Annotated in this window: 13 protein-coding genes; 7 read left to right on the top strand and 6 right to left on the bottom strand. The window is 63.4% G+C overall.

Annotated elements, in window-relative coordinates:
* Positions 1-8: 8 nt before the first annotated feature.
* Positions 9-953 carry a LysR family transcriptional regulator gene (locus P3W85_RS09825; protein ID WP_276264639.1) on the bottom strand — a complete coding sequence of 315 codons (945 nt, stop codon included), beginning with the start codon at positions 951-953 and terminating at the stop codon, positions 9-11.
* Between the two features lie 115 nt (positions 954-1,068).
* On the opposite strand from P3W85_RS09825, the gene P3W85_RS09820 reads away from it, so the two are divergent.
* From P3W85_RS09820 to rhmD, 4 genes are all read left to right on the top strand, one after another.
* A complete protein-coding gene (locus P3W85_RS09820; RefSeq protein WP_276264638.1) occupies positions 1,069-1,932 on the top strand; it encodes a fumarylacetoacetate hydrolase family protein in 864 nt (287 codons plus the stop codon).
* A complete protein-coding gene (locus tag P3W85_RS09815; RefSeq protein WP_276264637.1) occupies positions 1,929-2,681 on the top strand; it encodes an SDR family NAD(P)-dependent oxidoreductase in 753 nt (250 codons plus the stop codon). Before P3W85_RS09820 ends, P3W85_RS09815 begins: the two co-directional genes overlap by 4 nt.
* A 102-nt stretch (positions 2,682-2,783) precedes the next feature.
* Positions 2,784-4,100: an MFS transporter gene (locus P3W85_RS09810; RefSeq protein WP_276264636.1), complete on the top strand. Its 1,317-nt coding sequence runs from the start codon at positions 2,784-2,786 to the stop codon at positions 4,098-4,100.
* 63 nt (positions 4,101-4,163) lie between these two features.
* Complete coding sequence (rhmD, locus tag P3W85_RS09805; protein ID WP_276264635.1) at positions 4,164-5,351, top strand: L-rhamnonate dehydratase; 1,188 nt, start codon at positions 4,164-4,166, stop codon at positions 5,349-5,351.
* Positions 5,352-5,354: 3 nt separating this feature from the next.
* Here rhmD and P3W85_RS09800 read toward each other — a convergent pair whose 3' ends face one another.
* The 5 genes from P3W85_RS09800 to P3W85_RS09780 form a co-directional block, all read right to left on the bottom strand.
* Positions 5,355-5,651: a hypothetical protein gene (locus P3W85_RS09800; RefSeq protein ID WP_276264634.1), complete on the bottom strand. Its 297-nt coding sequence runs from the start codon at positions 5,649-5,651 to the stop codon at positions 5,355-5,357.
* Between the two features lie 45 nt (positions 5,652-5,696).
* A complete protein-coding gene (locus P3W85_RS09795; protein ID WP_276264633.1) occupies positions 5,697-6,128 on the bottom strand; it encodes an HU family DNA-binding protein in 432 nt (143 codons plus the stop codon).
* A gap of 129 nt (positions 6,129-6,257) precedes the next feature.
* Positions 6,258-7,178 (bottom strand): tyrosine-type recombinase/integrase, encoded by a 921-nt coding sequence (locus P3W85_RS09790; RefSeq protein ID WP_276264632.1) that lies wholly within the window; start codon positions 7,176-7,178, stop codon positions 6,258-6,260.
* Between the two features lie 91 nt (positions 7,179-7,269).
* Positions 7,270-7,575, bottom strand: a complete 306-nt coding sequence (locus P3W85_RS09785) for a hypothetical protein (RefSeq protein ID WP_276264631.1) — start codon at positions 7,573-7,575, stop codon at positions 7,270-7,272.
* Positions 7,576-7,759: 184 nt separating this feature from the next.
* The gene (locus P3W85_RS09780; protein ID WP_276264630.1) at positions 7,760-8,683 is read right to left on the bottom strand and encodes a LysR family transcriptional regulator; all 924 of its coding nucleotides are present in this window, start codon (positions 8,681-8,683) and stop codon (positions 7,760-7,762) included.
* Between the two features lie 138 nt (positions 8,684-8,821).
* Here P3W85_RS09780 and P3W85_RS09775 point away from each other — a divergent pair, with 138 nt between their 5' ends.
* Genes P3W85_RS09775 through P3W85_RS09765 form a run of 3 tightly spaced genes read left to right on the top strand, consistent with a single transcriptional unit; the run spans position 8,822 to position 13,146 of the window.
* Positions 8,822-9,808 carry a Bug family tripartite tricarboxylate transporter substrate binding protein gene (locus P3W85_RS09775; protein WP_276264629.1) on the top strand — a complete coding sequence of 329 codons (987 nt, stop codon included), beginning with the start codon at positions 8,822-8,824 and terminating at the stop codon, positions 9,806-9,808.
* A gap of 39 nt (positions 9,809-9,847) precedes the next feature.
* The gene (locus tag P3W85_RS09770) at positions 9,848-11,989 is read left to right on the top strand and encodes an acetate--CoA ligase family protein (RefSeq protein WP_276264628.1); all 2,142 of its coding nucleotides are present in this window, start codon (positions 9,848-9,850) and stop codon (positions 11,987-11,989) included.
* On the top strand, positions 11,986-13,146 hold the full coding sequence (locus P3W85_RS09765; RefSeq protein WP_276264627.1) for an acyl-CoA dehydrogenase family protein: 1,161 nt from the start codon (positions 11,986-11,988) through the stop codon (positions 13,144-13,146). The genes P3W85_RS09770 and P3W85_RS09765 overlap by 4 nt, the downstream gene beginning before the upstream one ends.
* Positions 13,147-13,160 lie beyond the last annotated feature (14 nt).

Raw genomic sequence — 13,160 nt, 5'->3', positions numbered from 1 at the left:
GCGACCGCTTATGGCCCCGCGGCCGCCTTCGACTTTGCTCTGCCTTGAAGATGCGAGATAAATCTCTGCGCCACTTCCGAGAGCGGCTCATCTTTGCGCGTCAGCACGCCGAATGCCTTCAAGTCCAGCCCGATGACGATCGGCAGCGTTGCCAGCAAACTTGCCCTGACGTGATCCCGCACGACCGATTCCGGCAACATCGCGACGGCGTCACCGGACTGCAAGAGTTGCAAGGTTGCAAAAATCGAAGAGCACTCGATCACGTCTTCCGGAGTGGACACGTGCGCCTGCGCGAACTGCTCTTCCAACATCAAGCGCGCCGGGCTGGTCAGTGTCTGTAGCACCCATGGCCAGCGCACCAACTCTTCCCAATTCAGTTGCTCAAACTGCGCGAGCGGATGTCCATTGCGAACGACGATGCGTAGCGGTTCGTCGGACAGCGCCGAGAAGTCGAACTTGTTGTGGTCTAGCGGCCCGGTGAATCGGCCCACGGCGAGTTCGATCTCGTGCCTCTCCAGCAGAACGTCAATCTGGTCACTGGTATCGCCAAGGATTCGCACGTTCAGGCGTGGCCGTTCGCGCTTGATATCCGCCACCGCCGCGGCGACGAGATCCGGGGCCGCCCCCATGATCGCGCCGAGAACGAGATGGCCATGGCCGCCACGCCGCTTGGTTTCGAGATCCTCCAGAAAGCGAGCCAGGCTAGCCTGCGTTTGCCGCGCGTATGCCACCACCTCCTGCCCCAGCGGCGTCGCCCGCATGCCGCGCGCGTGACGCTCAAAAATGGGGAAACCAAAGGCTTGCTCGATATCCGCCAGCATCTTCGTGGCGGAAGGCTGGGTCACATTGATGAGCGCCGCAGCCTGATTCAACGTGGGTGTGTCGCTCAATGCACTCAAGAGAGCCCAGTGCTTGAGTTTGAGACGGTTCACCAAGCGGGGCGTCAACGGCATTTCCAGTCTCCTTCATATTCCAAAATGGAATTGCTTCTTCGTATCTTTCGATTGGAATGATATAGCGGCTCCACATACAGTTCAACGCATTCCACACCGACAGACAGGAGACACAATGAAGCTGATCCGCTATGGCGCGGCAGGCCAGGAACGGCCAGGGATGGTCGATGAACGGGGCCGCATCCGCGATCTTTCCGCCCACATTCCCGATGTCACGGGCGCCACCATTTCCCCTGAATCGGTGGCACGCCTGGCGGCCATAGATCCGGCGACCCTGCCGCTAGTGGAGGGCTTGCCCCGCGTTGGCCCTTGCGTTGGCGCGGTGGGCAAGATGGTTTGCGTCGGCCTGAACTATTCCGACCATGCGGCGGAATCCAATATGGCGATACCGACCGAGCCGGTGCTGTTCATGAAAGCCACCAGCGCAATCGTGGGCCCCAATGACGACGTCGAAATCCCGCCCCGCGCTGAGAAGGTCGACTGGGAAGTGGAACTCGGAGTGGTGATCGGAAAGACCGCGCGATATGTGTCGAAGGCGGATGCGCTGGACCACGTGGCCGGCTATTGCATCGTCAACGATGTTTCGGAGCGCGCCTACCAACTCGAACGCGGCGGCCAGTGGGACAAGGGCAAGAGCTGCGACACATTTGGCCCGATGGGCCCCTGGCTGGTGACCAGGGACGAAGTCCCCGACGCGCAGGCGCTTGCACTCTGGCTAGAGGTAGACGGCAAGTGCTACCAGAATGGAAACACGAGCACGATGATCTTCGACGTGCCGACGCTGGTCTCCTATATCAGCCATTTCATGAGCCTGCAGCCGGGCGATGTGATCTCCACCGGCACACCTCCGGGCGTGGGCCTCGGCCAGAAGCCCGTTCCAGTCTATCTCGGCGCGGGCCAGGTCATGCGGCTCGGCATCACTGGGCTCGGCGAGCAGCGCCAGCGCACTGTGCCTGCCAATGTGGAGGGCGCACAATGAACCAGCTCGACATGAAAGGCCGCGTGGCCATCGTCACTGGCGGCGCTCAGGGCATCGGATACGCCGTCGCGGAACGCATGCTGAGGTCGGGCGCCGAGGTGGCACTGTGGGATATCAACGAAGTCCAGCTCACCACGGCTCGTAACGCCCTGGCCCAATTCGGCAAGGTCAACACTGAAGTGGTTGAACTGACTGACGAAGCATCTGTCGATGCCGCCACGAAGGCGACTCTAGGCAAGCTCGGCCGCATCGATGCCCTGGTCAACAGCGCTGGGATCACGGGCGGCAACGGCTCGACATGGGAACTGGAACCAGATGTGTGGCGCCGCGTGATCGAGGTGAACCTGATCGGCAGCTACCTGACGTGCCGCGCCGTCGCGCCTCAGATGATCAAACAGGCCTACGGACGCATTGTCAACATCGCATCTGTGGCCGGCAAGGAGGGCAACCCCAACGCCTCACACTACAGCGCTTCCAAGGCTGGCCTGATCGGGCTGACCAAATCACTCGGCAAGGAATTGGCTAAGAGCGGCGTACTGGTTAACGCGGTTACGCCTGCCGCTGCCAAGACGCCGATCTTCAATTCGATGAAAGCCGAACACATCGAGTTCATGCTGTCCAAGATCCCCATGGGGCGCTTCCTTGAAGTTGACGAGGCCGCCTCGATGATCACCTGGCTGACAACCGAAGATTGCGCGTTCAGCACCGGGGCCGTGTTCGACCTCTCTGGCGGGCGCGCCACCTACTGAGCCTGGACGCAGGCCTGCGTCAGTCAGGCCGGGATTCCATGTACCAAACAATAAAAGGCGCGCGCGGGCCTGCAAGGCCGCCGCGCCCAGGAGACGCACATCATGACTGCCCATCGTCCGGCCCTTGAGTCGGTAACCGCCAAGGCGATCGTACGCCTGGTGCCATTTCTACTGCTGATGTACGTGCTTGCCTTTCTGGACCGCGCCAACGTCGGCTTCGCAAAGAAGGCTTTCCAGCTCGACACCGGCATCTCCGATGCAATGTTCGCACTCGGTGCCGGTGTGTTCTTTCTCGGCTACGCGTTACTCGAAGTGCCGAGCAATCTGATCATGCACCGCGTTGGCGCCCGCATCTGGATGTCGCGGATCATGGTGACGTGGGGACTGGTCTCCGCTGCCCTGATGTTTGTCCACAGCGAAACCGGCTTTTATGCGCTGCGCTTCCTGCTAGGGGTTGCGGAGGCGGGATTCTTTCCCGGCGTCATCTACTATTTGACGAAGTGGTTCCCGGCGCGTGCACGCACTCGCGTGATGGGGATGTTCTACTTTGGCGCGCCCCTCGCATTCATCTTCGGCAGCCCCCTCTCTGGCATGCTGCTCGAGCTCGATGGTCTGCTGGGCTTCAAGGGCTGGCAATGGCTTTTCATGGTCGAAGGGCTGCTCGCGACGATTGTGGGCGTGTGGGCGTACTGGTATCTCGACAACACCCCACGTGATGCGAAATGGCTGTCCCCCGCCGAGCGCGATGTCCTCGCTTCGGCCATCGATAGCGAAGAGCAAATCAAATCCTCGCATGGACCGAGCACGGTATTGCGCGCGTTGGGCAACGGCCGGGTGCTGTTCCTATCGCTCATCTACTTCCTGATTCAGGTCAGTGTGTATGGCGTGGTGTTCTACCTGCCGACGCAAGTGGCAGCGCTGCTGGGTAAGAAGGTCGGCTTCGAAGTCGGCCTGGTAACGGCGATCCCCTGGGTCTGTGCGCTCGCGGCGGCCTACTTCCTTCCGCGAATGGCCGAGCGGCACGGACACCATGAGCGCATCGCGCTTGCCACGCTGGCCGTGGCGGCCGCCGGCATCGCGCTCTCCGTCAATGCGGCATCTCCGACAGTCGCGCTGATTGCCCTGTGCTTCGCGGCCGCTGGCTTCATCGGGGTGCAGCCGCTGTTCTGGACCTTCCCGACAAACTACCTGGGTGGGGCCGCGGCTGCTGGCGGCATCGCTCTGATCAATTCGCTCGGCGCACTCGGCGGATTTGTCGCGCCGAATGTCAAGACATGGGCGGAGCAGGCCTTCGCATCGCCGAGTGCCGGGCTCAATCTTCTCGCTATCACCACCGCGATCGGCGCACTGCTGTTCCTGAAACTCCGCAGCCCGAGTGCTGCCACTTCCGTGGCAAATCCCGGAACACACTCGGCTTGAACCCAAGCCGCTCGCCCCGACCACCTCCGACCAAACAACCGAGCATTTTGCAGGAGTTCCCAAATGTCCATGCCTACCATCAAGCACGTTCGCGCTTTCACCCTGCGCGGCGCTGGCGCCGACTATCACGACCAAGGTGACGGTCACTGGATCGACAATCACATTGCCACGCCAATGTCCAAGTACCCCGAGTACCGGCAGAGCCGCCGGAGCTTCGGCCTCAACGTGCTTGGCACGCTGGTGGTGGAGCTCGAAGCGAGCGATGGCACCGTGGGCTTTGCTGTCACGACAGGCGGCGACCTCGGCTGCTGGATTGTCGAGAACCACCTCGCCCGCTTCATCGAGGGCCAGAAGGTGACGGACATCGAGAAAATCTGGGACCAGATGTTCAACGCAACACTTTACTACGGACGCAAGGGCATCGTCCTCAACGCCATCTCGGGTGTGGACTTGGCGCTGTGGGACCTGTTGGCCAAGGTCCGCAAGGAGCCTGTTCACGCGCTGCTTGGCGGTCCGGTGCGTGATGAACTTCAGTTCTATATGACTGGCGCGCGGCCCGACTTCGCCAAACAGCAAGGCTTCATCGGCGGCAAGATGCCGTTGCACCACGGCCCTGCGGAAGGCAAGGAGGGCCTGAGGAAGAATCTGGAATTGCTCGCTGACATGCGTAAAAAATGCGGTCCGGATTTCTGGCTGATGTACGACTGCTGGATGAGCCTGGATGTCGACTATGCTACCCGTCTCGCTCAGTCCGCCTACAACGAGTTCGGGATGAAGTGGATCGAGGAGGCCTTGCCGCCCGACGATTACTGGGGCTACGCCGAGCTACGCCGCAATGTACCGCGCGGCATGCTCGTGAGCACCGGGGAACATGAGGCTACGCGCTGGGGCTTTCGCATGTTGCTGGAAATGGAATGCTGCGACATCCTGCAACCGGATGTCGGCTGGTGCGGCGGCATTACTGAGCTGGTAAAGATCGCGGCATTGGCCGATGCGCATGGAAAGCTGGTTGTCCCTCACGGCTCGTCGGTCTACAGCTATCACTTCGTCATCACGCGGCACAACAGTCCGTTTGCTGAATTCCTGAACATGTCGCCTGGCGCGGACGAGATCGTACCGATGTTCCATCCGCAATTGCTTGACGAACCAGTGCCGGTGAACGGGCGCATAAAGGTCTCTGCACTGGATGCGCCCGGCTTCGGCGTGCGCCTCAACCCTGAGCTGCATTTGCATCGGCCCTTCGGGCGATGAGACTCATCCGAACTCGCTACCGTCGGCTCTGAAGGTGCGATGTGCATACTCGATGCGGTAGCTCATGCCAGTTCTTCCGAATAGGTCAGGCTGCAGGGCGGTTCCGTCCAGCGCGCGCGTCTGGACGTGGAACTGCGCGGGCTGGGCACTTACTTCGGGGTCGTAGTAGTTCCTTGCTGTGAACTGCGCGAACACGCGCCAGGCCGGAGGTGAGGCGAGATCGAACTCGATTCGCCACAGATTCCCGACGGCATCAGCGGGACACTGGAAAACCAGGCTATCTATGTCGACGATGTCCAACTCCTCGAGGAGATAGCCTGCCTTCGTCCGGGAGGTCTGATGCGCCTACAGGGCCGCGTCCTTCAGTTTCTTCAGCGGGCGGACCTTTACCTTCACAGTCGCCGGCTTGGCTGCAAACCACTGGTCGACACCGGTGAATGGGTTCTTGCCGAAACGCTTCTTGGTTGCTGGCACTTGGGTGGCCACCACCTTGAACAGGCCGGGAAGGGTGAACTCGCCTGCGCCCTTCTTGTGCACGGCGCTCAGGACTGTGTTTTCCAGATGAGCCAACACGGTCTTCACGGTCTTGACGTCCAGCTCGGTCTTTGCGACCAAGTGGGCGAGCAGGCTGGACTTGTTGAACTTCTCCGCCAGTGGTTTGGCGACGGGTGCAACTGCTGCTGCGGTCTTCTTGGCCGGTGCCGCCTTCTTGGCCGGTGCTACTTTTTTGGCCACTGGCGTGGCGTTCTTCGCGACAGGTTTAGTTTTGGTTGCCATATGGACGGGTACTCGTTGTCGATTAAGTGAGGCGCCAGCGTGCCGGCGGCATTGGCGCTGAGTGGAGGATAGCAAAATCCAGGCAAACTGTGATCCACCGTCGTGTTTTCAACACTGCTGCAGGTTCGATCATGCGCCGACGCTTATTCGAGTGGCGGCAATTCGGTCGCAGGTCCTTGAGCTGACCAAGCCCATCAACTTGCTGACGTCCTCGCTCGAGCGGCCAGCGAGCAGCTGGCGCCGGCAGAATGTATTGCGCAGGATTCGGGGGCTCATGTCGTCCGCCTCGAAAGCGATGGTTTCCAGCGCGGCGCGCACGATCTTGCCCAGGCTCATCTCCGTAATCGGCGTGCCGCCGGCCTTGAGCGAGAACAAGAGATCGCTGGCGATCGGCAGGGTGGCGCGACGTACGAGCCAGGCCGAAAGGATGGGAACGGCGAACGCGTCCAGATGCACGGTGCGGGCATCAGGCGCGCCGTGCGCGGGAACATGCAGATAGGGCGGCGCGGCCGCGGGCTGCAGGTCGGCCACCTCGGCAGATCGGCCCTCTGCAACCGTGACGCCGGTGCCGAGAAAAAAGGCGACGATGGCCCGGCTGCGGATCGCTGCCAGATCGTCGCCGGCGTGCGGCTGAACATGGGCCTGCAGCTGGCCATCGGCGTCTTCCGGGAGGAAGATCGGCAGGGGATCGTCTTGTGGCCACTGGCCGTCGCGTACCAATTTCTCGGCAGGATTACCCTCGCGCACGCCGATGGCCACCAGGTGGCGGCACAGCCTGTCGAGCAGCTTCAGGTATCGCATGCGGGTCGCAGCGGTGTAGCATTCGGCCTCCGGCGCTTGCCAGAAGGCATCGATGTGGTCGGAGCCGAAGGTGGCCAGGGTGACTCCGGCCGCCAGCAGGTGCCGTCGGAAGCGTTCGAACATCGCCTCGTGCTGGACGATGGACCGTGCGGAGAACGGGCGCCGGTCCACGCCGGCGGCCTCGCGAGCTTGCCAGTCTGCATAGGCAAGAGTGGGATTGGTTAGCCAGAGGCGGTCAAATCTGTCCATGCCAGTATTTATATACTGAAAACCAGGCTGCCCGACACCTTACCGCCTCTGCGAGGCGGCATTGGCTCCCAGGAAGGAGGGGGGGGGAAACTCATCGCATGCGGTGCGTCGACACCCTGTGCCGTGCGTAGCGCGGATAGCGGGCGTCCCGCATGTCCGTTATCGCCTGTGGACGGCACTGGTGTTCGGGCGGGCACTCGAGCAGATGCGTATCTGCGCAGAAATGCAGGATCTCTCGCAGCAACTCGTCGCGCCGCGCGGGCGGGTAATTCAGGTGTCGGGCCTTTGTCCATTGGCGGTAGCCCGCATGCGCGAGTGCCAAGAGGGAACCGGGTGTGCCGTCCAGCGTGGTGGCGAGGGCGTTGGCCTGAAGCTGCAAGGACTTCGTGTTTGTCACCTCGGGGGTCTCCTCAGTCGGCTGTTTGACTGACATCTCCAAGTATCGCCCGCGATGAGACCGCTGCAAGCCGATGCCACCTCCAGTCTCCGTTCGTGGGCTGCCGCGTAGCGACTGGCTCCCGCATCCTCTGGCATGGGCCGGAGGCGTTTGATTCGCGCGGTTCGGTGAAATAGCGTCACCGCTATGCCACTCCAGTTTTGCGCCTTGGTTCCACGTTGGCCCGCATGGCAGATATCTCAAGAAACCGCTGCATGACCGGGCTGTCATTGCGGCTGTGGTGCGCAAGGGCGATGCCTATGCGGGCATCCGCCGGTAGATCGGCGATAGGACGAAACACTGCGCCTGAGGAGCGCTGGTAGGGCGTATTGGCGGCGGGCACCATGGCCACGCCCAGTCCGCTGGCCACGAGTCCCAATGCGGTCTGCACCTGTACGGCTTCCTGGGTGATGCGTGGCGCAACGCCCGCGCGTTGCAGCACCAAATTTACCGCCGAGTGTAAGCCACCCACGGGGGAAGGCGCGTAGCCAATGAAGGGCTGCCCTTCCAGCGCAGCCAGAGGGATGGAGGCCTTCTTGGCGAGGGCATGGCTGCGGGGCAGGGCGAGGCACAGGCAGTCTTCCTCGACCAACTGGAAGCGCAAGTCGGGCGGTCGGCTGGCAGGAACGCGAACAAAGCCAAGATCCAGCGTTCCTGCTTCCACCAATGTGAGCAATTCGAGGTTGGTGCCTTCCCGCAATTCCAGTTTCACGTCTGGATACCGTCGGCTGAAGGTCTGAACGAGACCAGGCAGCAGACGCAATGTCACCGAACCACTGAAGCCGATTCGCAGTGTGCCCAGCTCGCCGGCCGCAGCCAAGCGCGCGGCCTCCTTGATTCCTCCGGCTGAGTTAAGGCAACGCCGGGTGGCTTCGAGTGCGGCTTCCCCAGCTGGCGTGAGCCGCACGCCGCGGGAGCCGCGCAGAAAGAGTGGCGTTTCGATCTCCTCTTCCAACTTGCGGATCGCTACCGATAGCGCCGGCTGAGCCATGAACAGGCGCTGCGCGGCAGCGCTGAAGCTGAGTTCTTCGGCCAGCACAACGAATTGACGCAGTTGTCTAAGCTCCATTCTATATACCCCATATATGGGAGAGTGCATCAAAAGTATTGGATTGAATATACCAATCTTCTTACGATTGGGGTTCAAAAACGGTCGGCGTCACAGGGCGGAGGTTCAGTGGGCAGCCATTCCAATAGGAGACAAAGCATGAATATCAACCTACGCCGCGCGTTGGCAACAACCTGCTTGGGCCTGCTGGCGGTCGCAGCAATCCCGAACGCCGCCCAGGCACAGGCTGCCTACCCATCCAAGACCGTCAAGATCGTCGTACCCTATCCGCCGGGCGGCACCAACGACAGTGTGGCGCGCGTGCTCGCGCAGCGCCTGAGCGACCGGCTGGGCCAGCCCTTCATCGTAGAGAACAAAGCCGGTGCTTCGGGCAATCTGGGCGCAGAGTTCGTGGCGCGCGCACCAGCCGACGGCTATACGCTGCTCCTCGTGACCATGGGGCACACGATCCACCCGTCGCTGTACAAGCACCTGCGCTACGACATCCGAACCGATCTTGTGCCCATCACGTCGCTGACCAGTGGACCGGCGCTGCTGATGGTGAACCCGAAGCTGGGCATCAACAATCTCAAGGACCTGATCGCACGCGCCAAGGCCAAGCCGGGCGAGCTGAACTTCGCCTCGGCCGGCAACGGCTCGTCCACGCACCTGGGCACGGAGTACCTGAGCGAGCGCGCAGGCATCAAGATGACGCACATTCCGTTCAATGGTAGTGCGCCGGCCATGATGGACGTGATCGCCGGCAATTCGCAGGTAGTGATGGACATGATGTTCTCTGCCTCCCCACAGGTGAAGGGCGGCAAGCTTAAGGCCATTGCGCAGACCGGCACCAAGCGCTCGCCCGCGATGCCCGACGTACCCACGGTGGCTGAATCCGGCCTGCCGGGCTTCGAATTGGCGGTATGGAACGGACTGATGGCCCCGGCCGCCACACCCAAGGATGTGATCGCCAAGCTCAACGCCGAGATCAAGCGAGAGCTCGAGAGCGCCGACTTCAAGGAGCGTCTGTCCGTGCAGGGCTACGAGCCCGCATGGTCCACTCCCGAGCAGTTCGGCCAGCGCATCGTCTCCGACATCGACCGCTGGGCCAGGGTGGTCAAGAGCTCCGGCGCCAAAGCCGAGTAAACCACCACGCAATCCAACCCCACGAAGAAGGTCTTGTTCATGCCTGCGAACGACGCGCTCAGCCGCCTGCTGCATCCCCGTTCCGTCGCCGTGATCGGTGCGTCCGACGACGCGCTACGTATCGGCGGGCGGCCCATCTCCTACATGCTGGCCCAGGGCTACCAGGGCCGGCTGCTGCCGGTGAACCCCAATCGGCAGCAGATCCAGGGCCGGCCCGCCTTCGCCAGCGTAGCAGCGCTGCCCGAGACGCCAGATGTCGCCATCGTCGCCGTGGCCGCGCGGCTCGCCCCGCAGGTGGTGGCCGATCTGGGCGCGCGCGGCACGCCGGCGGCCATCGTCTTCTCCGCCGGTTTTGCCGAGATGGGTGAGGAGGGCGCGCGGCTGGAGCAGCAGATGGTGGCGGCGGCGCGCGCCAGTGGCATCCGCCTGCTCGGACCGAACTCGCTGGGCGTACTGAATCCGCGCATCGGCTTCTACGGCAGCTTCACCTCGGTGGTGGAAATGGGGTTCCCGCAGCCTGGGCGCGTGGGCATCGCCAGCCAGTCCGGTGCCTACGGCAGCCACATCCTCGGTATCGCGCGCGAGTTCGGCATCGGCGTGTCTTCCTGCGTGATGAGCGGCAATGAAAGCGACATCACGCTGGGCGACCTGGTGCAGGCATTCGTCGACGATGGCGACACCGACGTGATCACCGTCTACTCCGAAGGCATCCGCGACGGCGCGGGCCTGCAGGCCGCGCTGGAGGCCGCGCGCCGGGCACGCAAGCCGGTGGTGATGATGAAGGTCGGCACGAGTGCCGTGGGCTGTGCGGCGGCGCAGTCGCATACGGCGTCGATCGCCGGCAACGACGCCGTCACGGACGCCGTGCTTGCCGACCACGGCGTGGTGCGCGCGCGGTCCACCGAGCACATGCTCGACGTGGCGCGCTTGGCCACGCGGCGCATCTACCCGGTGAACAACTCGCTGGGCGTGATCACCGTGAGCGGCGGCGCGGGTGTGATCGTCTCCGACGCCGCGGAAGCCGCCGGCTTGCCCATGCCCGAGATGCCTGCCGCCGCCCAGGATCACTTGAAGGAATTGATCCCCTTCGCCGCGCCGCGCAATCCGGTGGACTGCACGGCGCAGTTCATGAACGATCTCAGCATCGCAGGTCGCTTTGCCGAGGCCGTGGTGGAGGAGGGCGGCTACCAGTCAATTCTCGGTTTCTTCACCTACACCGTGGGTGCGGCGTCCATTGCCGATGGCCTGCGCGCGCAGCTGAAAGCGGTGCGCGACAAACACCCCGACCGGCTGTTCGTTTTGTCCATTCTGGCCTCGAAGGAACGGGTGCAGCAATACGAAGCCGACGGCTTCACCGTATTCGAAGATCCGGCACGCGCCGTGGTCGCGATTGAGGCCATGGGTCGCTTTGGCCAGGCCTTCGCGCGCCGGCCGGGCCAGCCCGTGCCCGTGGTGCAGCAGGTCGCGCTACCGGCTGAAACCCCCAGCGAGGCTGAGGCCAAGCGCGTGCTCGCCGAAGCCGGGATCGCGGTCGCGCCGGAGCGTTCGTGCGCCACGGCCGATGCGGCGGTGGCCGCGGCGCGGGAACTGGGCTATCCCGTCGTGATGAAGATCCTCTCGCCGGACATCCTGCACAAGTCCGAGATCGGCGGCGTGCTGCTGAACTTGGGTGATGGGGATGCGGTGCGCGCGGGCTTCGCCACGCTGATCGAACGCGGCCAAAATGCCGCACCTGGCGCACGCATCGAAGGCGTACTGGTGGCCAAGCAGCTCTCCGGCGGTGTGGAGTGCATCCTGGGCATCCAGCGGGACCCAGTGTTCGGGCCGATGGCCATGTTCGGCCTGGGTGGCATCTTCGTCGAGGTGATGAAGGACGTGGTGCTGCAGCAATGCCCGTTCGGCGAGGACGTGGCCGAACGGATGATTCGCTCCATCAAGGGCGCGCCGCTGCTGCTGGGCGCGCGCGGCAAGCCGCCGGTGGACGTGAAGGCTCTCGCAGCGATGCTCTCGCGTCTGTCGGTGTTTGCGCACCAGGCCGGCGAGCGCCTGCAATCCATCGACCTGAATCCGGTGTTCGCCCTGCCTGCAGGTCAAGGGGCTTACGCGGCTGACGCGGTGATAGAACTGCTGCCGGCCGCCGCTGCACCCCTTCTCGAGCAGTCTGAAGAGGATGCAGCATGATCCGCGACACCGATACGCTGCAAGCGCTGCTCGGCAGCATCCGCCGCTTCGTGCGCGAGGTGCTGGTGCCTGCCGAAAAGCAGGTCGACGAGACCGACGAGATCCCGACGCACATCGTGCAGGGCATGAAGGACCTGGGCTTGTGCGGCATGACCATCCCCGAGGACTACGGCGGCCTGGGCCTGACGACCGAAGAAGAGGTGCTGGCCGCCATCGAGCTGTGCCAGACCTCACCGGCCTTCCGCTCGCTGATCGGCACTACCATCGGCATTGGTTCGCAGGGGATCCTGATGGACGGCACCGAGGCGCAGAAGCAGGAGTTCCTGCCACGCCTGGCCACCGGCGAGATTCTGGCCAGCTTTGCACTGACCGAGCCCGAAGCCGGCTCCGACGCCGCCTCGCTGCGCACCACCGCCCGCCGGGATGGCGACCACTACGTCATTGACGGAACCAAGCGCTACATTACAAACGCGCCCTATGCCGGCATCTTCACCGTGATGGCGCGCACCGACGCTGCTATCCCGGGGGCGGGTGGCATCACCGCCTTCATCGTTGACGCGGGCACGCCGGGCATTGCCTTCGGCAAGCGCGACCGCAAGATGGGTCAGAAAGGTTCGCACACCTGCGACGTGATCTTCGACAAGGTGCGTGTGCCGGCCAACCGTATCATCGGCGGCGCGGCCAACACGGGCAAGGGCTTCCGCACCGCGATGAAGGTGCTGGACAAAGGGCGCATCCACATCGCTGCGGTCTGCGTGGGCGCGGCCGAACGCATGCTCGCCGATGCACTGCGCTACGCGATGGAGCGCCGGCAGTTCGGCCAGCCGATCGCCGAGTTCCAACTGGTGCAGGCAATGCTCGCCGACAGCCAGACCGAGCTCTACGCCGCGCGCAGCATGTTGCTGGACACGGCGCGCCTGCGCGACGAAGGTCAAAACGTGGCCACCGAGGCTGCCTGCTGCAAGCTGTTTGCTTCCGAGATGTGTGGCCGCGTGGCCGACCGCGCGTTGCAGATCTTTGGCGGCGCAGGTTATGTGGCCGACAGCGGTATCGAGCGCTTCTACCGCGATGTGCGGCTGTTCCGCATCTTCGAGGGCACGAGCCAGATCCAGCAGGTCGTCATCGCGCGCAATATGGTGCGCGCGGCGCAAGGCTGACGGAGTAACGCCAC

Source organism: Cupriavidus basilensis (assembly GCF_029335485.1).
GTDB classification, from domain to species: domain Bacteria; phylum Pseudomonadota; class Gammaproteobacteria; order Burkholderiales; family Burkholderiaceae; genus Cupriavidus; species Cupriavidus basilensis_E.
The sequence above is the reverse complement of the archived record's forward strand: the minus strand, read 5'-3'. Positions and strand labels throughout refer to the sequence as shown.